The organism is Rathayibacter sp. AY1F9 (genome assembly GCF_002932155.1).
Classification (GTDB): Bacteria; Actinomycetota; Actinomycetes; order Actinomycetales; family Microbacteriaceae; genus Rathayibacter.
This window is the reverse complement of record NZ_PSVA01000014.1, coordinates 45,279-67,937: the sequence shown is the minus strand read 5'-3', so window position 1 is coordinate 67,937 and position 22,659 is coordinate 45,279. Positions and strand designations below refer to the sequence as shown.

The following is a 22,659-nucleotide window of genomic DNA, read 5'->3' as shown; positions in this document are numbered from 1 at the left end:
CTCAGCCCGCGTGCGCTCCGAGGAACGCGAGCGCCCGCGGCCAGGCGTCGGTCGCCGCCTCGGCCTGGTAGGTCTGCTCGTTCGCGTCGTTGAAGAAGGCGTGGCCCGCTCCCGGGTAGACGACGACCTCGACGTCCTTGCCCTCGGTCGCCTCGCGGATGCGCGGCACCTGCTCGACGAGGGGAGCGTCCTGATCGCCCAGGAACGCCAGCACCGGCACCTGCAGCGCGCCGAGCTCCTCGGCGGACGCGGTGACGTGCCCGTAGAACGGCACGGCCGCCGCCAGCCGCGGCTCGGCCAGCGCGAGCGCCCACGAGAAGGTGCCGCCGTAGCAGAACCCGGTGACGGAGACGCTGGTCGCGCCCTCCTGGCGCAGGAGCCGCTCGACGAGGGCGCGGAGGATCGCGACGGTGCGCGTCGCGTGCTCCGGAGTGAAGACGGAGGCGAAGAAGGTGCGCAGCTCGACCTGGCGCGGCAGGCGCCGCACCGGGTGGTCGTAGTCGGCGCGCTGCTCCTCGTCGAGCTGCTCGAGCAGGCCGCTGTCGGCCAGGAGCTCGGGGGCGACGACGCTGTAGCCCTCGGCCGCGTAGCGGTCGGCGACCGAGCGGATGTGCCCGTCGACCCCCCAGACCTCGTGGATCAGGATCAGCGCGCGGCCGCCCTCACCGCTGCGGTACACCGGTACGTCGTGCTCGGCCAGGGTCCAGGTCTCATCGCTCGTGGGCATGCTCGCACCCTAGCCCCGGACCCCGGGAGCACGCGTCGTCAGAAGTCGTACTCGCAGTTGCGGAGGTTCGCCACGTCCTCGGTGAGCGTCGGCTCCCCGCCGAGCAGGAACGCGTAGTTCTTCGAGTTGGAGGCCAGGAAGCGCAGCGTCGAGTCGTGCACGCAGTCGCGCTCGGTCAGCAGCACGGACGAGCCCAGGGCCGCCGCCGTCGTCGCTCCCGAGAGGGCGTCGGCGAAGGAGGACCCCGCGGCGAGGAAGACGCTGTCCTGCAGCAGCGACTGGGGGTAGGCGCTGTTCAGCTCGACGCTGGTCTCGTAGCGGTCGCGGCCGGCGATCCTCGAGACCGAGGGGGCGAGGCCGCGACGCTCGAAGTCCGCCACGTACGCGTCCCGGATCGAGGGGTCGCCGCCGAGGAACTCCACGTGCTCCGGCGCCAGATCGCGCACCGCGGTCGCGGTCGCGGAGTCGGCGCCCGAGGTCGCACCGTCGACCAGCAGCACGGGCTGCGCACGCCAGCCGGCGATCGGCGCGGCCGACAGGGCGTCGGGGAAGTTCGTGCCGGTCGCGACGAACATGTTCGAGTAGGGGCCGGCGCCGAAGGCGTCCGCGACGATCCGGCGGGAGGTGTCGTAGCGGTCCGTCCCGCCGATCCGCTCGGTGCCGCCGACGATCGAGCGGATCGCGGAGAGGACCCCGGGGCTCACGCTCAGCTCGCTGCCGACGACCACGACCCGCTCCGGGCGGAGGCGGCGGATCTCGTCGGAGACGACCCGAGGCAGGCGGTCGGGATCGGTGAGCAGGAGCGCGCCTCCGAGGGCGGCGGCGGCCGGGCCGGCGCTCAGCGCATCCGGCCAGTTCGCCCCGCTGGCCACGTAGAGCACCGGGATGCCCGGGGAGAAGTAGCCCGTCGCCTCCACCGAGGTCGCGTAGCGGTCCGATCCGGCGAGGCGGCCGGTGTACTGCTGGTAGTCGCTGCTCAGCGAGAGGTCGATCCCGGCGGCCGATCCGCCCACCGGGACGCGCACGTCGCCCGCGTCGCCCGAGCGGAGGACGTGGTCCCAGTAGCTGTCGTCGATCACGTCGTCGCGGCTCGACGCCCGGACGAGGTAGTCGCCGGGGACGACCTGCTGGAACGAGTACGGGTTGTCGCCGCCCGTGATCAGGTCGAGCTCGCCGGTGCGGAAGTAGCCGTCGGTTCCCGGGTCGCGGTACCAGATGTCGACGCGCTGGTCGCCCGCGACGCCGCTCAGGCGTCCCTCGAGCGACCCCAGCCGTGCGGTGCGCAGCTGCACGCCGGCCGCCGGGGCCTGAAGCGGCTCGGCGCTGCGAGCGACGGCGCTGCCGCCGGACCAGAGGTCGGCGTACAGGTCGGCGTCGTCCTTGATCAGCAGGTAGTAGGTCTGCCCGGCGGTGAGCCCGTCGATGCTGAAGGTGAGGTCGCCGGCGACGGAGTGGTTCCCGAGGAGCCCCGCCTCGCTCGACCAGACCTCGACGTTCAGGAGGGCGCCGCGGGGAGTGGTGGTCGCGATCGAGCCGTCGGCCTCCTCGACCACGACACGGCCGCTGATCGACGCCGCAGCGCTCGCACGGGCGGCGCTCGGCGCCTCGTCCGGCACGGCGGGCAGGGGGGACTCGGCGCTGGGCTGCCAGAGCGGCTGCCCCTCGGGGAGCACGATCGAGCGGGGCGCGTCGGAGGCGGCGCCGAATGCGGCGACGGGGGCGGCCGACGGCGCGGCCGCCGATGCGGCGGAGGCGAGCGGGCTGGAGGTGATCGCCAGGGCGGCGACGAAGACCGCGGAGGCGGCGGACCTCAGAACGAGCGGGGACACGGCGGAGTGCCTGCTTCCAGGAGGAGGTCGCCCTGCGGCCGACCCGGCGGAGGGGATCGCGCTCATGCTAGCGGCGGCCCGCGCCCCGTCGTCCTCCCCGATCAGGGGTCAGGAGACAGGCGGCGCGACGAGGATGTCGTCCCACTCCAGAGCGCGCTCGAACCGGAAGCCGTGCCGCTCGTAGAGGCGGCGGGCGTCGCTGCGCTTCAGCACGTCGAGCCGGAAGGGCAGACCCGGCCGCGCCTCCTCCGCCATCACCCGGCGCAGGACGGCGCCGCCGACTCCGCGTCCCTGTGCGTGCGGCGCCAGGTAGACGTGCTCGATCCAGACCGCGTCCGGCTCGACCCGCGCGGCGATGCTCCCGGCGAAGGCGCCGTCGAGCTCGATCACCCGGGTGAGCTCGGGCCGGTAGCCGTCGAGGAAGCGGTGCCGCACGCGGTGCTCGTCGTAGCGGTCGAGCGTCTCGAGCGACGGGCGCATGACGACCGCGCGCAGCTCGGCGATCGCTGCCGCGTCCTCCGCGGTCGCGGGGCGGAGCGACCAGCCGGCGTCGTCGGCCACGGTCAGCGGCCGCGGGGCTTGCGGGTGCGCCGCACCGCCGGCGCGGACGCCTTGGCGCGGGCCGGCTTCTTCTTGCCGCCGCCGGCCCTCTCCGCCTTCTCGCGCGCCTCCCGCGCCTTCGCCTTGGCGGCCTTCGCCCGCGACTCGACCTTCGGCGTCGCGGCGGTGCCGCGCGTGGTGTTCGCGCTGCGGCCGCGGACGACTCCGATGAAGTCCTCGACGTCGTCGCCCTTGTCGTCCGTCACCCAGGCGAGGCGGACGGAGGAGGGAGCGACGCCGGTCACCGGCACCGCGGTGACGTCCTTGCGGCTGTGCACGCGCGCCACCGACTGCGGCACGATCAGCACGCCCACGCCGGCCGCGACCTGCTCGACCGCGTCGTCGAGGCCGGCCATGCGCGGCAGCGGGCGCCGCGAGCCGTCCGCGAGCTCCTCGGCGACCGCGGCCCACTCCGGCACGTCCTCCGGATCCTGGAGGAGGTGCTCGCCGGCCAGCTCGGCGACGTCGAGCTCGTCCGCGGCGGCCAGGGCGTGCTCGCGGCCGACGACGGCGACGGGCTGCTCGTCATAGAGATGGATGGAGCTGAGGGCGGAGGAGGAGACGTCGCCGCGGACGAACGACAGCTGCGCGCGGCCGTCGAACAGCGCCTGCTCCTGATCGCGCTCGGCGACGACGGTGATGCGCAGCGGGAGATCGGAGCGGCGCTGGCCCCAGACGCGGGTCCACTTGGTGGGGGTGACGCCGGGCACGAGGGCGACGGCGAGCACGGGGCCGGCGGGGACGGCGTCCTCGGCGTCGGAGTCGGCGTCGTCGACATCGCTGTCCCCGGCGTCGCTGTCCTCGGAGTCGAGGTCGTCGGAGTCGCCGTCCTCGGAGGCGCCGTCCGTGTCGTCCGACTCGGTTCCGGCTCCGGCGCCGACCGCGCCCGATCCGGCCGACGCGTCGACAGCCGCCGCGTCCGCCCCGCCCTCCGGACGCCCCTCCGCCTCGGGAGCGGCCTGCGGGTCGACGGTCTCGGGCTGCTCGCTCATCCCCTCAGGGTAGGTGGTCCGCGCCGCGCCGGTAGGGTTGCCGCATGGCCAAGGCGACACAGACGATGAAGGCTGCGACCGCGGCGAAGAAGCTGCAGGTCTACCTGCCCGCGACCCCGGAGGAGTTCCAGGAGTCGGCGATCACGCGCGAGCAGTACGACGAGCTCGCCGCGAACCCGCCCGCCTGGCTCGTGCAGCTGCGCGAGGAGGGGCCGCACCCCCGCTCCGTCATCGCCTCCCGGCTGAACGTCTCCATCTCGGGGCTCGCCCGCGGCGGCGTCACCGAGGCGCTGACCACTCCCGAGATCCAGGCCCTGCTCGACGAGGTCCCCGAGTGGCTGCGCGTCGAGCAGAACCGCTACGCGGAGGTCCGCCGCGAGCAGGCCCGCATCAAGTCCGAGCGCGCCGCCAAGGCCGCCGACTGACCCCACCCCCGCCTGCGGGACCCCGATCCGGCGCGCGCGACGTGCGCTGCGGGCCGGAGCGGGATCCCGCCGAGGAGAGCCGCGCGGCTACTGGTTCGAGAACGCGGCGTCGAACGACGCGGTCGGGGTCCTCCAGAGCAGCGAGCGGATGAAGCCGACGGCCTCCTTCGCGCCGTGGAGGCGGTCCATCCCGGCGTCCTCCCACTCGATGGAGATCGGGCCGGAGTAGCCGATCGACTCCAGCGCGCGGAACGCGTCCTCCCACGGGACGTCGCCGTGCCCCGTCGAGACGAAGTCCCAGCCGCGGCGCGGGTCGCCCCACGGCAGGTGCGAGCCGAGCACGCCGGCGCGGCCGTTCTTCGGGCGCAGGCGGGTGTCCTTGCAGTCGACGTGGTAGATCCGGTCCTTGAAGTCGACGATGAAGCCGACCGGGTCGATGTCCTGCCACATCATGTGCGACGGGTCCCAGTTGAAGCCGAAGGCCGGGCGGTGCCCGATCGCCTCGAGGGTGCGCACGCTCGACCAGTAGTCGTAGGCGATCTCGGACGGGTGCACCTCGTGCGCGTAGACCACGCCGTTCGCGTCGAACTCGTCGAGGATCGGGTTCCAGCGGGTCGCGAAGTCCTCGTACCCCTCGTCGATCACGGAGGCCGGCACCGGCGGGAACTGCGCCACGTAGGGCCAGATCTTCGAGCCGGTGAAGCCGACGACCACGTCCACGCCGAGCTTGCGGGCGACCCGCGCCGAGCGCTTCATGTCCTCGGCGGCGCGCTGACGCACCCCCTCCGCGTCGCCGTCGCCCCAGGTGTAGTCGCGCACGAGTGCCTTGTGGCGGAGGTCGATCGGGTCGTCGCAGACGGCCTGGCCGGTGAGGTGGTTCGAGATGGCGAAGACCTCGAGGCCGTAGCGGTCGAGGATCTCCAGGCGCGAGGCTGCGTAGGCGTCGTCCTCGTCCGCGCGCTTGAGGTCGAGATGGTCGCCCGAGGCCGCGATCTCGAGTCCGTCGTAGCCCCACTCGGCGGCGAGTCGGGCGACCTCCTCGAAGGGCAGATCGGCCCACTGGCCGGTGAACAGCGTCACGGGGTGGGTGGCGGGGTAGGTCTTCTCGTCGCTCATGCGGCGATCTCCGTCCGGTCGTCGGCGGCGGCGGGCACGGTCACCCAGGCGCCTGTCTCGGCCGCGTCGAGCACGGCCTCGGTGATGCGCGCCGCGCGGAGGCCGTCGGCGAAGGTCGGCAGACCCTCCACGTCGGCGCCCGCCACGGCGGCGTAGGTGTCGCGGGCGAACGCCGTGAAGGCGTCCTGGTAGCCCATCGGATGACCGCTCGGCACGATCGAGAGCCGGGCCGCATCGGGCGCGAGGATCGAGGCGTCGCGCGGCACCAGCAGGGCGCTGTCGCGCCGGCCGACCCACAGCGTCTCGGGGAGCTCCTGCTCGAAGCGCAGCGACTCCTCCAGCCCGGACACCTCGAGCACCAGCTCGTTGCGGTGGCCCGCGGTGACCTGCGAGACGAGGAGCGTGCCGACGGCGCCGCCCTCGAGCCGGACGATCAGGCCGGCCACGTCCTCGGTGCTCACCGGGCGGCCGCCGCGCTCGGCGTGGACGGTGCTCGTGATCGCGGCGAGCGAGTCGATCCGGTCGCCGGTGACGAACTCCAGCAGGTCGACCAGGTGCGAGCCGATGTCGCCGAAGGCGCGCGAGCGGCCGCCGGCGGCCGGGTCGACGCGCCAGTTGTCGTCGGAGGCGCCCAGCAGCCAGTCCTGGAGGTAGCTCCCGCGGACGGTGACCAGGCGGCCGGTCTCGCCGGAGGCGACGCGGGCACGGGCCTCGCGCACCATCGGGTGGAAGCGGTAGGCGAACGGGACGGTCGCCACCACGCCGGCGGAGGACGCGGCCGCAGCGAGCGACTCCGCCTCCCGCAGCGTCGCGGCGAGCGGCTTCTCGCACACCACGTGCTTGCCCGCCTCGATCGCCGCGAGCGCGAGTGCGGCGTGCGTGGCGTTCGGGGTGCAGACGTGCACGAGGTCGACGCTCTCGTCCTCGATCAGGGCCCGGGCGTCCGGGTAGGCGCGCTCGACGCCGAGCTCGGCCGCCGCCCGCTCGCCCTTCTCCGGGGTGGAGGAGGCGACTCCGGCGAGCACCGCTCCGGCGCTGCGGGCCGCGCGGCTGTGCACGGCCGCCATGAAGCCGCCGCCGAGCACGCCGACGCGCAGGGGCGCGGGCATCAGGAGAGGGTCGCTTCGGTCGGGTCCCAGCTCTCGGGCAGTGCGGGGCGGGGCGTCGCGGAGCTGGTGACGAGGACCTTCTCGCCGGTCTCGGCGGCCTCGAGGAGCGAGAGCATCACGTCGGTGACGTGGTACGCGAGGTCTCCGGAGGCGGCCTCGGCGCGGTCGGCCCGGATCGCGCGGGCGAGCTCGAGCACGCCGGTGCCGCGGGAGGCGGTCGAGCCGGTCGCCGCGATGACCTCCGGCTCGGCGGACCCGCGACGGTGCAGGGTGATCTCGCCGTCGTGCTGGTTCGGATCGGGGAGGACGAGGGTGCCCTCGGAGCCGTTGATCTCGACGAAGCCGGTGCGCGGCAGGCTCGACTCGAAGCTCCACACGCCCTGGGCCGAGGCCCCGGACTCGAAGCGGAGCAGCCCGCCGATGTGCGTCGGGATGGTCACCGGGAACTCGGCGCCCTCCTTCGGGCCGGAGCCCACGACGCGGGTGGCGCGGGCCTGGGACGAGACGGCGGTGACGCTCTCGACGGGGCCGAGGTTCTGCACGAGCGTGGTGATGTAGTACGGGCCCATGTCCAGCAGCGGTCCGCCGCCCTCGGCGAAGAAGAACTCCGGGTTCGGGTGCCACGACTCGGGGCCGGGGCCCTGGAAGAGGGTGAGGGCGGAGAGCGGCGTGCCGATGGCTCCGCTCTCGATCACGCGCTGCGCCGTCTGGAGGCCCGCGCCCAGGAAGGTGTCGGGAGCGGTCGCGACGCGCAGCCCCTTGTCCTTCGCCAGCGCGAGCAGCTCGATCCCGCTGTCGCGGTCGAGCGAGAAGGGCTTCTCGGTCCACACGTGCTTGCCCGCCTCGACCGCGCGGCGCGCGACCTCGACGTGCGCGGCCGGGATCGTGAGGTTCACGACGATCTCGATGCCCTCGTGCGCGAGGAGCTCCTCGACGGTGCCGGAGGCGGGGACGCCGAAGGCCTCGGCCTGGGTCCTCGCCCGCTCGAGGTCGATGTCGGCGACGAAGAGCACCTCGAGGTCGGGGAAGACGGTGAGGTTGGTCAGGTACTGGGTGCTGATGTTGCCGGCGCCGATGACGCCGACGCCCACGCGGCCGGTGCCGCTCATGCGCCGAGCCCCGAGACGTAGCGGTGGGCCGACTCCAGGCCCTCGAAGATGTCGCCGGCGTAGGCGTCGAACTCCAGCACGGGCAGGGCCTGCGGAGCGGCGGCGAGGATCGCCGGGACGTCCATCGCGCCCTCGCCCGCGGGCAGCTGCTCCTGGGTGTCGGCCGAGATCGGGCCGTCCTTCACGTGCAGGAAGCGCACCTGGTCGCCGAGGCGTCCGAGCACCTCGACCGGGTCGTCGCCGCCGACGGCCGCCCAGTAGGTGTCGAGCTCGAGGACCATGCGCGGGTCGAGCAGGCCCGCGAGGTGCTCGAAGGCGCTGCGGCCGTCGACGCGGTTCTCGAACTCGAAGGCGTGGTTGTGGTAGCCGAGCACCAGGCCGCGGGCGGCGGCGGAGTCGACCAGCGCGTTCAGCTCGTCGGCGATGCGGGCGACGTCGTCCGCGGTGGTCCAGCGGGTCGGGTCGACGTAGGGGTCGATCACGGTCTCGACGCCGAGCGAGGCGGCCGTGTCGAGGATCTCGTCGACGGTGGCGTCGCCCTGAGGGCCGAGGAGGCGCGCGTGGGCGCTGGGAGCGCGCAGTCCGCTGGCCGGGAGCGCTACGCGGTAGGCGTCGGCCAGGTCGACGAACCCGAAGAGCTCGACCGTGGTGAAGCCGATCGCCGCGAGGCGGTCGAGGGTGGCGGGAAGATCGGCCGCGAGCGGCTCGCGCACCGAGTACAGCTGGACAGAGAGGTCTGGGGGTGTGGCCACCGGTGGGGCTCCTGATCGCATCGGAAGGTGTGCCTCGAACCCTACGCGGACTTTTGCTCACGGACAAGCAAAACTAGCCCTGCGCGCCCGCCAAGTCGGGCGCCCGCCGCACAGAAGCACGGGCGCTGTGGTTGACTCTGGCCATGTCCCCGCGCCGCCGCATCACCGTCAGCGCGGTCGGCGAGCTGCTGCTCCTGCTGGCCGACGGGGCTCCCCGGACTCGGGCCGACGTGGTCGCCGAGACGGGCCTGCCGCGCGCGGCCGTCTCCGCCCAGCTCGACGTCCTCACCGCCTCCGGCCTGGTCGCCCGGCAGGACGACGCCCCCTCCTCCGGCGGCCGTCCCGCCGCCCGCGTGGCCTTCGACCCCCGGGCGCGCAGCCTCCTCGCCGTCGACCTGGGCGCCGCGCACGCCGTCGTCGCCCTGACCGACCTCGACGGCACGGTCCTCGCCCGCCGCCGCGAGAGCATCGCCATCGCCGACGGCCCCCTCGCCGTCCTCGGCCACGCCCTCGACGTCGCCGCGGCCCTGCTCGGCCGGACTCCGGCGGCCGGCCCGCTCGCGGGAGTCGGCGTCGGCGTCCCCGGACCCGTCGAGCACGCGACGGGCCGCCCGGTGAAGCCGCCGATCATGCCCGGCTGGGACCGCTTCGACATCCCGGAGTTCGTCGGCCGCCGCCTCCCCGTACCCGTCCTCGTCGACAACGACGTGAACCTGCTGGCGCTCGGCGAGCACGCCGACCACTACGCCGACGTGGACGACCTCCTCTACGTGAAGGTCTCCACCGGCATCGGAGCCGGGATAGTCAGCGGCGGCGCCCTGCAGCGCGGAGCCCTCGGAGCCGCGGGCGACCTGGGCCACGTGCAGGTCCCCGGCGACCGCGGCGAGGCCGACCTCGAGGCGATCGCGAGCGGCTCGGCGATCGCCCGCCGGCTGACCGAGTCCGGGATCGACGCCGCCAGCACCTCCGACGTCGTCACCCTGCTGACCGGCGGGGACCCCACCACCGTCGAGCTCACGCGCGCCGCCGGCCGCGACATCGGCGAGGTGCTCGCCACCTGCGTGAACCTCCTGAATCCGTCCGTCATCGTCGTCGGCGGCAGCATCGCCCAGGCCAGCCACGAGGTCCTCGCCGGGGTCCGCGAGGTCGTCTACCGCCGCTCCCTCCCCCTGGCGACCCGCGCGCTCGACATCGTGCAGGCCGCGGCCCAGGGCGGAGGCGTCCGCGGTGCCGCCCTGATGGTCCGGCGCCACCTCCTCTCCCCCGCGCACGTCGACGCCTTCCTCGACGCCTGAGCCGCCGGCGCGGGCCGTCGCGCCCCGGTGAGAGGGCGCGGGTCGGCGTGCCGATTCGACCGGGCGCCGCAGGGGGCAGAGAATGAATCGGTGCCCGACCTGCAGCTCTCCTTCCCCTGGGAGACGCAGCCCGTCTTCACGGACGCCGAGCCCCCGCACCTCCGGAGGGTCGTCGCCGACTCCTCGGACCGCGTCGCCTGGCTCCGCGCCCGCTCGCGCGGCATCACGGCGACCGACGTCGCCCGCCTCTCCTCCCCCGCCGCGATCGGCAAGGCAGCGCTCGACAAGCTCTACGGCACCGGCTTCGGCGGCAACGCCTTCACCGACCACGGCCGCGCCCGCGAGCCCGAGATCGCCGCCTGGGTGCGGAGCGAGCACGCGATCGAGCCCAGCAGCACCCTCTTCCACGCGAGCCAGGAGCGGCGCCACCTCGCCACGCCCGACGGCATCGGCCTCCGCGAGGACGGCCGGCTCGAGCTCTGCGAGATCAAGACCACGACGAAGCCGTGGCGGAGCATCCCGCGCCACTACCTGCGGCAGGTCTTCTGGCAGCAGTACGTCCTCGGCGCCGAGCGCACGCTCGTCGTCTGGGAGCAGCACCGCGACTTCGTGCCGATCGAGGGCGAGCCGAACTCCCGCTGGGTCGACCGCGACGAGGACGAGATCCACATCCTCGTGCGGCTGGCGGGGATGCTGATGGCCGAGCTGCACGAGCGGACACGCGCCCGGTGACGGTCCTCCTCCTGCACGGCCTGGGCGGCGACCGCTCCCAGCCGCTGGGGCTGCTGCGCTCCGCCCTCCCCGCTGGCAGCGAGGTCATCGCTCCGGACGTCCGCGCCCACGGCGCCTCCGAGCTGCTCGGCGCGCCCGGCGACTTCGCCCTCGAGGCGCTCGCCGACGAGGTGACGGAGGAGATCGTGCGCTCCGGAGCCGCGCACAAGCCGCTCACGGTGCTCGGCATCTCGATGGGCGCGGCGATCGCCCTGCGCCTCGCCGTCCGACGCGTGCTGCCGATCGACCGCGCCGTCTTCGTGCGTCCCGCCTTCACCGCCGAGCCGCTGCCCGAGAACCTCACCGTGTTCCCCGTCATCGCGCAGCTGCTGCACGACCACGGCGCGAAGCGCGGCGAGCGGATGTTCCGCGCCTCGGGCCTGTTCGCGCGCGCCGCCGAGGTGTCCCCCGCGTCGGCGGAGGCGCTGACGCTGCAGTTCCGCTCCCCGCGCGCGGCCGAGCGCGCCGTCCGGCTCGCCCAGATCCCGCGGAACGCCGCCTACCGCGACTCCGGAGAGCTGGGCGAGGTCATCGCGCGCACCCTGGTGATCGCGGCCGAGCGCGACCCCGTGCACCCGGTCGAGGTCGCGGAGGCGTGGGCTAGGGCTCTTCCGGATGCGGACTGCGAGCGGGTGCCGTCGCGGGACGAGGGCTTCGCCGCTCAGCAGGACCGGATCCGCGGGCACGTCCGCGGCTGGCTCGCTCGGCGCTGAGGTCCTCGAGCGCGAGCACCAGGCCGACGAACGCGAGCCAGAGCACTGCGATCGCCGTCGCCACGAACTCGAGCGTGCCGCCGAGCCGCAGCCACACGCGCAGGAGCGACAGGATCCCACCCGTCCCGGCGACGACCGCCACCGAGATCCCGGCGGCGAGCGAGAGCCGCGCGACCGCAGGGCGCCCCCGCACGGTCGCCAGCTGGAGCATCGCGGCGCAGGCGGCCCCGAAGCCGAGCACGGCGGCCGAGGTGTGGATGAGGTCCTGCCAGCGGAAGGCCGGCCCGACCGGCAGCGGGCAGCCCGCCGTGCAGGTCACCTGCGAGGCGAGCGCGAAGCAGGCGGCCGCCAGGAGGATGGCGCCCGCCGGGCGGAGGGCGGGCAGCAGGCGGGCGCGCACCGGCCAGGCGCCCGCGGCGATCAGCGCACCGCCGGCCGCCACGAGCAGAAGGGCGGCCTCGAAGGCGCCCGCCGTCGGCAGGTCCGGCGCGCCCATCTCGCTGACGTAGACCCAGCGGCTGGTGCCGATGCTGATCCGGGCGGCCAGGAGGACCACGAGCCCGGCCAGGACAAGGAGGGCACCGCCGACCAGCAGGGTACGTCGGCGTCGCATCCCCTCATCGTGCCAGACCGGGCGCCCGCGGCTCCGCGCGCCAATCTTCTCCCGAGGGTGACACCCCCGTAACAGCGCCGACTCATTGCCTCGATTGACTGGTCGCGGCGTCGGATGCGGGGATCGGGGGCGACGTCCTCGGCACGCTCCACCCGCACGCCTCAGCGACAGGAAAGGCGACGATGCACACCAGCGCGCTCGGGCACGGCCTCGCGATCGGCGAGATCCCGGAGGAGGTCGTCCTCCCCGACACGATGACGGCGGCGGTGATCGACGCGCCGGGCGACGCCTCCGCCCTGCACCTGGCGACCGTGCCGACACCCTCCGCCATCAACGCCGAGTTCACCGTGAAGGTGGTCGCGGCCGGCGTGAACCCGCTCGACGCGAAGACGCGCGCGGGCCAGGGGGTCGCCTCGCAGATCGCCTCCTACCCGGCGGTCCTCGGCCACGACTTCTCGGGCGTCGTCGTCTCGAGCCCCTACCCGGCGCATCCGCTGCGGCCGGGCGACGAGGTCTACGGCTTCGTCATGGTGCCGCGCTACTCGGGCTCCTACGCGGAGTACGTCAGCGTGCCGAGCGTCTCCATCGCGCGGAAGCCGTCGACGCTCTCGCACGTCGAAGCGGCCGGCGTCCCGCTCGCGGCGCTCACCGCCTGGGGCATGGTCGTCGAGCTCGCCAAGGCGCACGAGGGCCAGCGGATCCTCATCCACGCCGGGTCGGGCGGAGTCGGCCACTTCGCGGTGCAGTTCGCCGCCTACTTCGGCGCCTCGGTGATCGCGACCGGCTCGACCCGCAACCTCCAGTGGCTGCACGAGCTCGGCGCCGCGCAGGTGATCGACCACACCGCCGAGCGCTTCGACGAGCTGCTGTCCGGCGTCGATGTGGTCATCGATCTGGTCGGCAACGTCCACGACGACACGGGCTCGCGCTCGCTGAGGGTCCTCCGCCCCGGGGGCCTGATCGTGAACGCGCCCACCGGGAGCTGGCCCGGGTTCTTCGAGGAGGCGGCCGCTGCGGGCGTGCGCGCCTCCACCTACCGCGTCGCTCCCGACGGGGCGACCCTCGGCGTGGTCTCGCGCCTGCTCGAGTCGGGCGACGTCCGCGTCTTCATCGACGGCATCTTCCCCCTGGCCCGCGCCTGCGAGGCGCACGAGCAGCTCGAGACGGGTCACACCCGCGGCAAGATCGTCCTCACCGTCTCCGAGGGCTGACCTCAGCGAGATGCCGCTCCGGTACGCCACGCGGAGCGTGTCGCGTACCCGGGCGGCGTCTCGCGGGGAGGGTCAGGCGAGAGAGCGCTCGAGGACGAAGTCGTCCTCCCAGCGGTCGCCGACGAGGAAGCGCTTGCGGCCGACGACCGCGAAGCCGTGCTTGGAGTAGAACCGCTGAGCACGCGCGTTCTCCTCGTTGACGCCGAGCCAGACGCCCGCGGCACCGTGATCCCGCGCCTCCTCGAGGGTCGCGGCCATCAGCGCGGCCGCCGCTCCGGAGCCGTGCCGGCCGGCCAGGAGGTAGAACTTGCTGAACTCGACGGTCGGACGCAGCCGGATCGCCGCGACGACGTCGGCGTCGGCGGGCTCCCCGCGCACGAGCATCGCGTAGCCGGTCAGCGCGCCGGAGTCGTCGTCGACCAGGAGCGAGCGGAGCGGATCGGCGAGGTGGTCGCGGAAGCGCTCGACCGAGAGCACGGTGCGCACGAACTCGGCCTTCGCCTCCGCGGTGGTGTGCGGCGGGCAGGCCAGCGGGAAGGTCGCGGCGGCCAGCTCGGCCAGGGCCTCGGCGTCGGCGGCAGACGCCCGGCGGACGATCACGGGAGGCGCGGCGAAGCGGAGCGGCGGATCACCGGTCCAGTATGCCGGGACGACGAAGGAGGGGGCCCGCCGAAGCGGACCCCCTCCTCACGTCAGTGCGTGCTCGGCTCAGGCCAGGACGTTGACGTCCAGCGGGATGCCGGGGCCGAAGGTCGTCGAGACGGCGGCCTTCTGGATGTAGCGGCCCTTCGAGGAGGACGGCTTGAGGCGGAGGATCTCGTCGAGCGCGGTCTTGAAGTTCTCCTGGAGCTGCTCCTCGGTGAACGCGGCCTTGCCCACGACGAGGTGCACGTTGGCGTGCTTGTCGACGCGGAACTCGATCTTTCCGCCCTTGATCTCGGTCACGGCCTTCGCCACGTCCGGGGTCACGGTGCCGGTCTTCGGGTTGGGCATGAGGCCGCGGGGGCCGAGCACCTTTCCGAGACGGCCGACCTGGCCCATGAGCTCCGGGGTCGAGACGGCGGAGTCGAACGAGGTGTACCCGCCCGCGACCTTCTCGATGAGCTCGGCGCCGCCGACCTCGTCGGCACCGGCGGCCAGCGCGGCCTCGGCGGCCGGACCGGTCGCGAACACGATGACGCGGGCGGTCTTGCCCGTGCCGTGGGGCAGGATGACCGTGCCGCGGACCATCTGGTCGGCCTTGCGGGGGTCGACACCGAGCTTGAGGGCGACCTCGACGGTGCTGTTGAACTTGGCGGAACCGGTCTCGCGGGCGAGCGCGACGGCCTCGTCGGCCGTGTAGAACTTGCCCTCTTCGAGCTTGGCCGCGGCGGCCCGGTAGGCCTTCGACTTCTGTGCCATGTTGTTTCTCCTTGAAACGAGAATGTGGTTCTAGAGCCTGGCGGGCTCTCCCACGGGGGTGATGGAGTTCTGGTGGTGCCGCGATCGCGGCCGTGACTGCTGCTCGCGGGAGGCGGAGAGGTCGTGCGGAGGCTTTTCCGGACCGGGCGTGCGACCCCGCTGAGGGGCCGCCGTCGGCTTCTCGAGGCTTCCGCGGTGGGTCCGCGCCGGTGGGCGCGTCGCTCCCGCCGTCGAGCAGCGCGTCGCGCTACTCGACCGTGATGCCCATCGAGCGGGCGGTGCCGGCGATGATCTTCGCGGCGGCGTCGATGTCGTTGGCGTTCAGGTCGACCTGCTTCGCCTCGGCGATCTCGCGGACCTGCGCCTGGGTGAGCTTCGCGACCTTCACGGTGTGCGGGGTCGAGGAGCCCTTGGCGACGCCGGCGGCCTTCTTGATGAGCTCCGCCGCGGGCGGGGTCTTCAGCACGAAGGTGAACGAGCGGTCCTCGTAGACGGTGATCTCGACGGGGATGACGTTGCCGCGCTGCGACTCGGTCTGCGCGTTGTACGCCTTGCAGAACTCCATGATGTTGACGCCGTGCTGACCGAGCGCCGGACCGATCGGGGGCGCGGGGTTGGCCGCGCCGGCCTTGATCTGGAGCTTGATCAGGCCGGTGACCTTCTTCTTGGGGGCCATTCTGATTCCTTTTCTCAGGGTTCGAGCGGTCGGGGGCTCCCGGCCGCTCTCCCGCGCATCCGACGGTGCCGGATCGCGGTGGAGGAGGGTCGTCCGGCGCGCACAGAGGCGGGCGCCGACACGAAAACCCGTACGAGCTTACACGAGCGGGGCCACCCCCGACAGGGCGGAGGAGGGGCCGACGCCCGGGGGCGCGTGGGGCGGTGCCGGAGGGGGCGCCGCCCGGAACGGCGAACGCCCCCTCCGACGTGCGGAGGGGGCGTTCACGCGGCGCGGAGGCGACGCGTCAGAGCTTGGTGACCTGGTCGAACGACAGCTCGACCGGGGTCTCGCGCTCGAAGAGCGAGACGAGCACGGTGAGCTTGCCGCTCTCGGGCTTGATCTCGCTGATCGAGCCGGGAAGACCCGCGAACGAGCCCTCCTTGATGGTGATGGTCTCGCCGATCTCGAAGTCGACCTCGGCGGGCAGCACGCGCTGGGCCTGCTTCTGGCCCTTGGCGCCGGAGGTCTTCGAGGGGGCGACGTCCTTGATCTCGACGAGGCTCTTCAGCATCGTGAAGGCCTCCTCGAAGCGCAGCGGGGTCGGGTTGTGGGCGTTGCCCACGAAGCCGGTGACGCCCGGCGTGTGGCGGACGACCGACCACGAGTCCTCGTTGAGGTCCATGCGCACCAGCACGTAGCCGGGGATGCGCACGCGGGTGACCATCTTGCGCTGGCCGTTCTTGATCTCGACCACGTCCTCCATCGGGACCTGGACCTCGAAGATGTAGTCCTCGGCCTCGAGCGAGACCTTGCGGTTCTCGATGTTGGACTTCACGCGCTTCTCGAAGCCGGCGTAGGAGTGGATGACGTACCACTTGCCCGGCTTGCCGCGCAGCTCGGTGCGGAAGGCCTCGTACGGGTCGATGTCGGCGAGGTCCTCACCGGCGGCCTCGGCGTCCTCGGCGGCGACCTCGGCCTCGTCCTCGACGGCCTCGAGGGCCGCTTCGGCCTCCTCGACGGTGTCGATGTGCGCGGCCTCGTCGACCGCGGAGTCGGCCTCGGGGTCGTCGACGGAGCCGATGGCGTCCAGCGCTGCCTCGAGGTCGGAGGCGAGGTCGTCCTCGGACTCGTTCTCGTCGATGATGCTCAGCGCACCCTGCTCGGCGGGCTCGACGGCGTCCTCAGCCTGCGACTGGACGTCGCCCTCCTGCTCCTCCTCGACCTCCGACGACTGCTCGGCAGCCGTCGCCCAGTCGACGTCGTCGCGGTTTCTGTCAGACACTCGTCACAACTCTCTCTCGATCGATCGGTCGCGCCCCTCGGGGCGCGTCCCGCTGTCGCCGGCACCCTCCGCTCGCGCGGCCCGGATGCTCTCGGGTCAGGCGGCGGGTGTGCCGAACACGTACGTCACGGCCAGGGCGAACACCCAGTCGAGGAAGGACACCAGCGCCATCATGATGACGACGAAGATCAGCACGACCACGACGTAGTTGCCCAGCTCCTTGCGGGTGGGCGTCACGACCTTCTTCAGCTCGGCGATGACCTGCCGGATGAAGAGGGCGATGCGCGCGAACGGGTTGCGCCGCGCGGCTCGCTGCTGATTGGCGATCGCGACGACGTCCTCGCTCGGCTCGTCGACTGCTTTCCCGGCCACCTGCACGCACCTTTCCCGCACCGGAACCTCCGGTGTGGCCGACCGCCCGTCATGGGCGGCCCTGGACCGATGACCGCAGCGTCGCGGGGACCGCGTGCGACGGGCATCGATGTGCAGGGCGGACAGGGCTCGAACCTGCAACCTGCGGTTTTGGAGACCGCTGCTCTACCAATTGAGCCACCGCCCTATGGATGCCGTTGCGAGCATCCGAGGAGGAGACCGACCCGCCGCCCCACCGCCGCGACCCTCGCGGGCGCTGTGGATGAGGGCAGAGATCGACTACCTCGGACGAGTGTACGTGGACCCGCAGGGCGTGTCCAGCCGAGCGGCGGGGGGCCTCGGAGCCCCGTGCGCGCGCAGGATACGCTGGCCGTCGTGTCCTCCACCACGCGCATCTCCGCCCGCATCGCCGCCATCGCCGAGTCCGCCACTCTGAAGGTCGACGCCAAGGCGAAGGCCCTCCAGGCTCAGGGCCGCCCGGTCGTGTCCTACGCCGCCGGCGAGCCCGACTTCCTCACTCCCGAGCACATCGTCGAGGCCGCCTCGGCCGCCGTGCTCGACCCGGGGAACTACCGCTACACCCCCGCGGCGGGCCTCCCCGACCTCCGCGCTGCCATAGCTGAGAAGACGGCGCGCGACTCCGGATGGGCCGTCGACCCCTCGCAGGTCGTGGTCACCAACGGCGGCAAGCAGGCCGTCTACCAGGCCTTCCAGACCCTCCTCGACGACGGCGACGAGGTGCTGGTGCCGACCCCGTACTGGACCACCTACCCCGAGGCGATCAAGCTCGCCGGCGGCGTTCAGGTGGACGTGTTCGCGGGCGCCGACCAGGGCTACCTGGTCACCGTCGAGCAGCTGGAGGCCGCGCGCACCGAGCGCACCAAGGTGCTCCTGTTCGTCTCCCCCTCCAATCCCACCGGCGCCGTCTACTCGGCCGAGCAGACCCGCGAGATCGGCGAGTGGGCCGAGGAGCACGGCCTCTGGATCATCGCCGATGAGATCTACCAGAACCTCGTCTACTCCACCGGCGACCAGGACGACGCGAGCCCGCTCGAGCACGCGACCTCGATCGTCGAGGCGGTGCCGGCCCTGCGCGACCGGACGATCCTCGTCAACGGCGTCGCGAAGACCTACGCGATGACCGGCTGGCGCGTCGGATGGATGGTCGGCCCGGCCGACGCGATCAAGGGCGCCTCGAACCTGCAGTCGCACCTCTCGAGCAACGTCTCGAACATCTCGCAGCGCGCCGCGATCGCCGCCCTCACCGGCCCGCAGGAGCCGGCCGAGGAGATGCGCCTGGCCTTCGACCGCCGCCGCCGCACCATCGTCGCCGAGCTGAACGCGATCGACGGGATCGAGTGCCCCACCCCCGGCGGCGCGTTCTACGTCTACCCCGACGTGAACGGGCTGCTGAACCGCGAGTGGAACGGCACCACCCCGACGACCTCCCTCGAGCTCGCCGACCTCATCCTCGAGCAGGCCGAGGTCGCCACCGTCCCCGGGGAGGCCTTCGGACCGAGCGGCTACCTCCGCCTGTCCTACGCCCTCGGCGACGACGCGCTCCTCGAGGGCGTGCGCCGCTTGCAGCGGCTCTTCGGCACCGTCTAGCCCCTCTCCTCCTGCGTCGTCGATAGGCCGCGGCCGGCTCGACGACGAGGTGCGTCGCAGAGAGCGGGATGCGCAGCGCGGACGACGATCCGCCGACACGCGGATCGCCGGTCGCCGCTCGACCGTGCCTCACGGTGACCGGCGGGTACTGCGACGCGCCTGTCCGACAGGTGAGGGGTGCCTGGCATCTCGGGGCGGGGAGGGCAAGAGGGAGGCGGAAATCGGGGATCACTGTCGCCGGAGGGGTGCGACAGGGCACGCTGTGACGATGAGCGAAGACCACGCCGTCCGAGTCCGCGACCTGCGGAAGGACTACGGGGGCGCTCCGGCGGTCGCGGGAGTCTCCTTCGACATCCACCGGGGCGAGACCTTCGCGCTCCTCGGCCCGAACGGCGCCGGGAAGTCGACGACCATCGAGATCCTCGAGGGCTACCGCGACCGCTCCGGCGGCGAGGTGTCGGTGCTCGGGGTCGACCCGCGCCACGGCGACCTGGCGTGGAAGGCGCGTCTGGGGATCGTCCTGCAGTCCAGCGGCGAGTCCGGCAACGCGACGGTGCGCGAGCAGATCGCGCACTTCGCCAGCCTCTATCCGCGACCGCGCGACGTCGACGAGACCATCGAGGCCGTCGGGCTGACGTCCAAGGCCCGCTCGCGCATCGGGCGCCTCTCCGGCGGCCAGCGCCGCCGTGTCGACGTCGCCCTCGGCATCATCGGCCGTCCCGAGCTGGTGTTCCTCGACGAGCCCACCACGGGATTCGACCCCGAGGCCCGCCACTCCTTCTGGGACCTGATCGCTCTGCTCAAGAGCGAGGGCACGACCATCCTGCTCACCACCCACTACCTCGACGAGGCCGCCCGCCTCGGCGACCGCGCCGCCGTGATCTCCGGCGGGCGGCTCCTGGCCATCGGCCCGATGAGCGCGATCGGAGGGGACGAGGCGCGCGTCCCGATCGTGCAGTGGCGCGAGGACGGCGTGCTGCACCGGCTGCGCACCACCGAGCCCGCCCGGACCGTCGCCGAGCTGCACGCCCGGATCGGGGAGCCGACGGCGCTCGAGGTCGTCCGCCCCAGCCTCGAGGACATCTACCTCGACCTCATCCGCGAGGACCGCGACGCGGTCGACCTGATCGGAGAGCCCGCGTGACCGCCGTCGCCACCCGCCCCCGCACCCTCTCCACCGGCCCGGGACGCACCGTCCACCTCGGACTCGCCCGGGCCCGCTACGAGATCCGCTCGTACTTCCGCGCTCCGGACCAGGTGTTCTTCACCTTCCTCTTCCCGGTGCTGCTCCTGACGATCTTCTCGGTCGCGTTCGGCGACACCGCGGTGATGCAGGCGAACCCGCAGGACCCGGGCATCCCGATGGCGGAGTACTACGTGCCGGGCCTGGCCGCGGCCGGGATCCTGCTCTCGGGCGTCCAGAACCTGGGCGTCGACATCGCGGTCGAGCGCGGCGACGGCACGCTCAAGCGCCTCGCGGGAGCACCGCTGCCGGTCTTCAGCTACTTCATCGGCAAGTTCGGCCAGGTGCTCGTGACGAGCCTCGCGCAGACGGCCCTGCTGCTCCTCGTCGCGGCGACGGTGTTCTCGGTCGAGCTGCCCACCGACAGCGGGCGCTGGGCGACCTTCGCCTGGGTCTACCTGGCAGGAGTCGCGACGTCGGCCATCCTCGGCATCGCCGTCTCCGCGCTGCCCCGCTCGGGCAAGAGCGCGACCGCCGTGATCGTGCCGCCGCTGCTCGTGCTGCAGTTCATCTCGGGGTCGTACCTGTCGTTCACGACGCTGCCGGACTGGCTGCAGAACACGGCGAGCGTCTTCCCGCTCAAGTGGATCGCGCAGGGCATGCGCGCCGTGTTCCTGCCGAGCGGGTTCGAGGAGGCGGAGGTGAACGGGTCGTGGGACCTCGGCGGCGTCGCGCTGGTGCTCGGTATCTGGCTCGTCGTGGGGCTCGTCGCCTGCCGCTTCGGCTTCCGCTGGATCCGCCGCGACAGCTGAGCCGGAGGAGGCCGCGGCCGGAGGGCGCGCGTCCCCGGGAGCGCGGGGCCTGCGCGCGCAGACCGCGCGGACTCAGACCGCGGTGCCGACCACGACGGGCTCGGGGTGCAGCAGCACGCCGAACTCCGCCAGGACGCGGCCCTGGACGTACCGGGCGAGCTCGGCGACCTGCTCGGCCGTCGCTCCTCCGCGGTTGGTCAGGGCGAGGGTGTGCTTGCTCGACACGGCGGCCCGCGAGCCGGGCAGGGCGAAACCGCGCGAGACGCCGGCGTGCTCGATCAGCCACGCGGCGCTGAGCTTCACCAGGCCGTCGGCGCGGGGAGGCACGGGCAGCCCGACGGGCGCTCCGGCCTCGACCGCGGCGAGCGGGGTGATGACGGGCGCCTCCGCCGTCGGCTCGACCGGCCAGCGCGGCGCCTCGGGCGGCAGGGAGTCGGCGAACGCGCTCGTGACGAGGGGGTTGGTGAAGAAGGAGCCGGCGCTCGCGGTGTCCGGGTCCTCCGGATCGAGGACCATGCCCTTGCCCGCACGCAGCGCCAGCACGGTCTCGCGCACCCGCGCGAGCGGCACGCGGTCGCCGAGCGCGACTCCGAGCGCCGACGCCAGCTGACCGTAGGCGACGGGAGTGCCGTCGCCCTCGGCGCCGACCTCCTCGAGCGCGAACTCGACGGCCAGCACCGCGCCCCGGCGGCCCTGCTTGATCACGGAGGTGCGGTAGGCGAACTGCAGCTCCTCCGCCGTCAGCCGGACGGGCTCGCGGGCGCCCTCGTCGAGGAAGTCGACCGCGACCAGCGTGTCCGAGAGCTCCTGGCCGTAGGCGCCGATGTTCTGCACCGGCGACGCACCGACCGTGCCGGGGATGCCGCTGAGAGCCTCGAGGCCCGCCCAGCCGCGCTCCACGGTCGTCGCGACGAGGCCGTCCCACGACTCGCCCGCCTGGACCCGCAGGAGCACGAGCCCCGGCTCGTCGGAGGGGAGCCGCTCGACGCCGGTGGTGCGCACGCGCACGACCGTGCCCTCGACCCCGTCGTCGCCCACGAGGAGGTTGGAGCCGCCGCCGAGCAGCAGCCACGGCTCGTCGTCCGACCACAGGCCGACGAGCGTCTCGACCAGCTCCGCCTCGGTGGCGGGCTCGACGAGGCGCTCGGCGGGTCCGCCGACGCGGAGGGTGGTCAGGGCGGAGAGCAGCGGCGCGGAGGTCACGCGAGTCGGACCCGTGCCTGGGCCTTGCCGAGGACGGACTGGCCCTCGACCGAGACGGCGAGGTCGACGCGGACCCAGCCCTCCTCGGCGTTCACAGCACCGATCCTGGCGACCACGTCGATGGCGGCGCCGTCGCGCGGGTCCACCACGACGGGGCGGGTGAAGCGCACCTGGTAGTCGACCACGCGTCCGGGGTCGCCGACCCAGTCGACGACGACCTGCACCGCGGTGCCCATCGTGAGCATGCCGTGCGCGAGCACGCCGGGCAGGCCGACCTCGGCGGCGACGTCGTCGCGGTAGTGGATGGGGTTGAAGTCGCCCGAGGCGCCCGCGTAACGCACCAGGGTGCCGCGGTCGATCGGGAAGCGGCTCTCGGCGACGACCTGGCCGACGCTCAGCTCGGCGAGAGCGGGCAGTGCGGTGCTCATTCGTCTCCCCTGACCACGAGGGTCGAGATCGCGGTGACGACGTGCTCGCCGCTCGCGTCGACCATGCGGGACTCGGTGGTGACCATCGAGTGGGCGCCGAGCTTCTTGATGGCGGCGACCGAGAGGGTCGCGGTCAGCTCGTCGCCGGCGACGACCGGACGGGACAGCACGAAGCGCTGGTCTCCGTGCACGACGCGGCTGAAGTCGATCCCGCCGTCGGGCTCGGCGAGCAGCTGCTGGAGCGTGAACTCCTGCACGACGACGGCGAAGGTGGGCGGAGCGACGAGGTCGGGGTGCCCGGCGGCGCGGGCGGCCTCGACGTCGTGGTGCAGGGGGGAGGTCGCGGAGACGGCGCGGGCGAACTCGCGCACCTTCTCGCGCCCCACCTGATAGGGCTCCGTGGGCGCGAAGACGCGCCCGACGAGTTCGGGGTTCACTGGCACCCGGCCA

25 protein-coding genes and 1 tRNA gene are annotated in these 22,659 nt (G+C 73.2%); 8 read left to right on the top strand and 18 right to left on the bottom strand.

Translation table 11 applies throughout. The features are described 5' to 3' along the window. Position 1: 1 nt before the first annotated feature. From C5C37_RS10595 to C5C37_RS10580, 4 genes are all read right to left on the bottom strand, one after another. Positions 2 to 727 carry a dienelactone hydrolase family protein gene (locus C5C37_RS10595; protein ID WP_104338911.1) on the bottom strand — a complete coding sequence of 242 codons (726 nt, stop codon included), beginning with the start codon at positions 725 to 727 and terminating at the stop codon, positions 2 to 4. A 38-nt stretch (positions 728 to 765) separates the two neighbouring features. Further along, entirely contained in the window at positions 766 to 2,556 is a 1,791-nt protein-coding gene (locus C5C37_RS10590; RefSeq protein WP_104338910.1) for a cell wall-binding repeat-containing protein, read from the bottom strand. A gap of 108 nt (positions 2,557 to 2,664) precedes the next feature. Next, positions 2,665 to 3,117, bottom strand: coding sequence for a GNAT family N-acetyltransferase (locus C5C37_RS10585; protein WP_258074114.1), 453 nt, complete (start codon positions 3,115 to 3,117; stop codon positions 2,665 to 2,667). Positions 3,118 to 3,119: 2 nt separating this feature from the next. Next, positions 3,120 to 4,148: a LysR substrate-binding domain-containing protein gene (locus tag C5C37_RS10580; protein ID WP_104268599.1), complete on the bottom strand. Its 1,029-nt coding sequence runs from the start codon at positions 4,146 to 4,148 to the stop codon at positions 3,120 to 3,122. Positions 4,149 to 4,192: 44 nt separating this feature from the next. Here C5C37_RS10580 and C5C37_RS10575 point away from each other — a divergent pair, with 44 nt between their 5' ends. Further along, a complete protein-coding gene (locus C5C37_RS10575; protein WP_104223641.1) occupies positions 4,193 to 4,573 on the top strand; it encodes a DUF5997 family protein in 381 nt (126 codons plus the stop codon). Between the two features lie 87 nt (positions 4,574 to 4,660). Here C5C37_RS10575 and C5C37_RS10570 read toward each other — a convergent pair whose 3' ends face one another. The 4 genes from C5C37_RS10570 to C5C37_RS10555 are packed head-to-tail and all read right to left on the bottom strand — an operon-like array spanning position 4,661 to position 8,659. Then, positions 4,661 to 5,689, bottom strand: a complete 1,029-nt coding sequence (locus tag C5C37_RS10570) for a sugar phosphate isomerase/epimerase (RefSeq protein WP_181127406.1) — start codon at positions 5,687 to 5,689, stop codon at positions 4,661 to 4,663. Beyond that, complete coding sequence (locus C5C37_RS10565; protein WP_104338909.1) at positions 5,686 to 6,798, bottom strand: Gfo/Idh/MocA family protein; 1,113 nt, start codon at positions 6,796 to 6,798, stop codon at positions 5,686 to 5,688. Before C5C37_RS10565 ends, C5C37_RS10570 begins: the two co-directional genes overlap by 4 nt. Then, entirely contained in the window at positions 6,798 to 7,907 is a 1,110-nt protein-coding gene (locus tag C5C37_RS10560; RefSeq protein WP_104338908.1) for a Gfo/Idh/MocA family protein, read from the bottom strand. Before C5C37_RS10560 ends, C5C37_RS10565 begins: the two co-directional genes overlap by 1 nt. Then, positions 7,904 to 8,659, bottom strand: a complete 756-nt coding sequence (locus C5C37_RS10555; protein ID WP_258063586.1) for a sugar phosphate isomerase/epimerase — start codon at positions 8,657 to 8,659, stop codon at positions 7,904 to 7,906. The genes C5C37_RS10560 and C5C37_RS10555 overlap by 4 nt, the downstream gene beginning before the upstream one ends. A 143-nt stretch (positions 8,660 to 8,802) precedes the next feature. Here C5C37_RS10555 and C5C37_RS10550 point away from each other — a divergent pair, with 143 nt between their 5' ends. The 3 genes from C5C37_RS10550 (at position 8,803) to C5C37_RS17510 (ending at position 11,438) form a co-directional block, all read left to right on the top strand. Beyond that, positions 8,803 to 9,954, top strand: coding sequence for an ROK family transcriptional regulator (locus C5C37_RS10550; protein ID WP_104223637.1), 1,152 nt, complete (start codon positions 8,803 to 8,805; stop codon positions 9,952 to 9,954). A gap of 99 nt (positions 9,955 to 10,053) precedes the next feature. Beyond that, positions 10,054 to 10,686: a YqaJ viral recombinase family protein gene (locus C5C37_RS17515; protein ID WP_104223661.1), complete on the top strand. Its 633-nt coding sequence runs from the start codon at positions 10,054 to 10,056 to the stop codon at positions 10,684 to 10,686. Then, complete coding sequence (locus C5C37_RS17510; protein ID WP_181074521.1) at positions 10,683 to 11,438, top strand: alpha/beta fold hydrolase; 756 nt, start codon at positions 10,683 to 10,685, stop codon at positions 11,436 to 11,438. The genes C5C37_RS17515 and C5C37_RS17510 overlap by 4 nt, the downstream gene beginning before the upstream one ends. Here C5C37_RS17510 and C5C37_RS10540 read toward each other — a convergent pair. Then, positions 11,326 to 12,051, bottom strand: a complete 726-nt coding sequence (locus C5C37_RS10540) for a DUF998 domain-containing protein (protein WP_104223635.1) — start codon at positions 12,049 to 12,051, stop codon at positions 11,326 to 11,328. The two genes, C5C37_RS17510 and C5C37_RS10540, sit on opposite strands and share 113 nt — an antisense overlap. Before the next feature lie 182 nt (positions 12,052 to 12,233). Here C5C37_RS10540 and C5C37_RS10535 point away from each other — a divergent pair, with 182 nt between their 5' ends. Next, positions 12,234 to 13,262, top strand: a complete 1,029-nt coding sequence (locus tag C5C37_RS10535) for an NADP-dependent oxidoreductase (protein ID WP_374952914.1) — start codon at positions 12,234 to 12,236, stop codon at positions 13,260 to 13,262. A 72-nt stretch (positions 13,263 to 13,334) separates the two neighbouring features. Here the strand turns inward: C5C37_RS10535 and C5C37_RS10530 are convergent, their stop codons facing one another. The 6 genes from C5C37_RS10530 to C5C37_RS10505 form a co-directional block, all read right to left on the bottom strand. Then, positions 13,335 to 13,862 (bottom strand): GNAT family N-acetyltransferase, encoded by a 528-nt coding sequence (locus tag C5C37_RS10530; protein ID WP_104338906.1) that lies wholly within the window; start codon positions 13,860 to 13,862, stop codon positions 13,335 to 13,337. Positions 13,863 to 13,970: 108 nt separating this feature from the next. Continuing rightward, positions 13,971 to 14,663, bottom strand: coding sequence for a 50S ribosomal protein L1 (rplA, locus tag C5C37_RS10525; RefSeq protein ID WP_104223633.1), 693 nt, complete (start codon positions 14,661 to 14,663; stop codon positions 13,971 to 13,973). Positions 14,664 to 14,910: 247 nt separating this feature from the next. Beyond that, complete coding sequence (gene rplK / locus C5C37_RS10520; protein ID WP_104223632.1) at positions 14,911 to 15,339, bottom strand: 50S ribosomal protein L11; 429 nt, start codon at positions 15,337 to 15,339, stop codon at positions 14,911 to 14,913. Between the two features lie 286 nt (positions 15,340 to 15,625). Further along, positions 15,626 to 16,603, bottom strand: coding sequence for a transcription termination/antitermination protein NusG (gene nusG / locus C5C37_RS10515; RefSeq protein WP_104234235.1), 978 nt, complete (start codon positions 16,601 to 16,603; stop codon positions 15,626 to 15,628). 96 nt (positions 16,604 to 16,699) lie between these two features. Further along, positions 16,700 to 16,975 (bottom strand): preprotein translocase subunit SecE, encoded by a 276-nt coding sequence (gene secE, locus C5C37_RS10510; RefSeq protein ID WP_068208793.1) that lies wholly within the window; start codon positions 16,973 to 16,975, stop codon positions 16,700 to 16,702. 114 nt (positions 16,976 to 17,089) lie between these two features. Further along, positions 17,090 to 17,162, bottom strand: a tRNA-Trp gene (locus C5C37_RS10505). 179 nt (positions 17,163 to 17,341) lie between these two features. Between C5C37_RS10505 and C5C37_RS10500 the strand changes: the two genes are divergently transcribed. The 3 genes from C5C37_RS10500 (at position 17,342) to C5C37_RS10490 (ending at position 20,578) form a co-directional block, all read left to right on the top strand. Continuing rightward, the gene (locus C5C37_RS10500; protein ID WP_374953262.1) at positions 17,342 to 18,583 is read left to right on the top strand and encodes a pyridoxal phosphate-dependent aminotransferase; all 1,242 of its coding nucleotides are present in this window, start codon (positions 17,342 to 17,344) and stop codon (positions 18,581 to 18,583) included. A 268-nt stretch (positions 18,584 to 18,851) separates the two neighbouring features. Continuing rightward, the gene (locus C5C37_RS10495; protein ID WP_104223630.1) at positions 18,852 to 19,727 is read left to right on the top strand and encodes an ABC transporter ATP-binding protein; all 876 of its coding nucleotides are present in this window, start codon (positions 18,852 to 18,854) and stop codon (positions 19,725 to 19,727) included. After that, positions 19,724 to 20,578: an ABC transporter permease gene (locus tag C5C37_RS10490; protein ID WP_104338905.1), complete on the top strand. Its 855-nt coding sequence runs from the start codon at positions 19,724 to 19,726 to the stop codon at positions 20,576 to 20,578. Before C5C37_RS10495 ends, C5C37_RS10490 begins: the two co-directional genes overlap by 4 nt. 72 nt (positions 20,579 to 20,650) lie before the next feature. Here C5C37_RS10490 and C5C37_RS10485 read toward each other — a convergent pair whose 3' ends face one another. Genes C5C37_RS10485 through C5C37_RS10475 form a run of 3 tightly spaced genes read right to left on the bottom strand, consistent with a single transcriptional unit; the run spans position 20,651 to position 22,652 of the window. Continuing rightward, complete coding sequence (locus C5C37_RS10485; RefSeq protein ID WP_104260446.1) at positions 20,651 to 21,781, bottom strand: UDP-N-acetylmuramate dehydrogenase; 1,131 nt, start codon at positions 21,779 to 21,781, stop codon at positions 20,651 to 20,653. Beyond that, complete coding sequence (locus C5C37_RS10480; RefSeq protein WP_104238284.1) at positions 21,778 to 22,209, bottom strand: MaoC/PaaZ C-terminal domain-containing protein; 432 nt, start codon at positions 22,207 to 22,209, stop codon at positions 21,778 to 21,780. The genes C5C37_RS10485 and C5C37_RS10480 overlap by 4 nt, the downstream gene beginning before the upstream one ends. Next, positions 22,206 to 22,652 (bottom strand): MaoC family dehydratase N-terminal domain-containing protein, encoded by a 447-nt coding sequence (locus C5C37_RS10475; RefSeq protein WP_104227045.1) that lies wholly within the window; start codon positions 22,650 to 22,652, stop codon positions 22,206 to 22,208. The genes C5C37_RS10480 and C5C37_RS10475 overlap by 4 nt, the downstream gene beginning before the upstream one ends. Positions 22,653 to 22,659 lie beyond the last annotated feature (7 nt).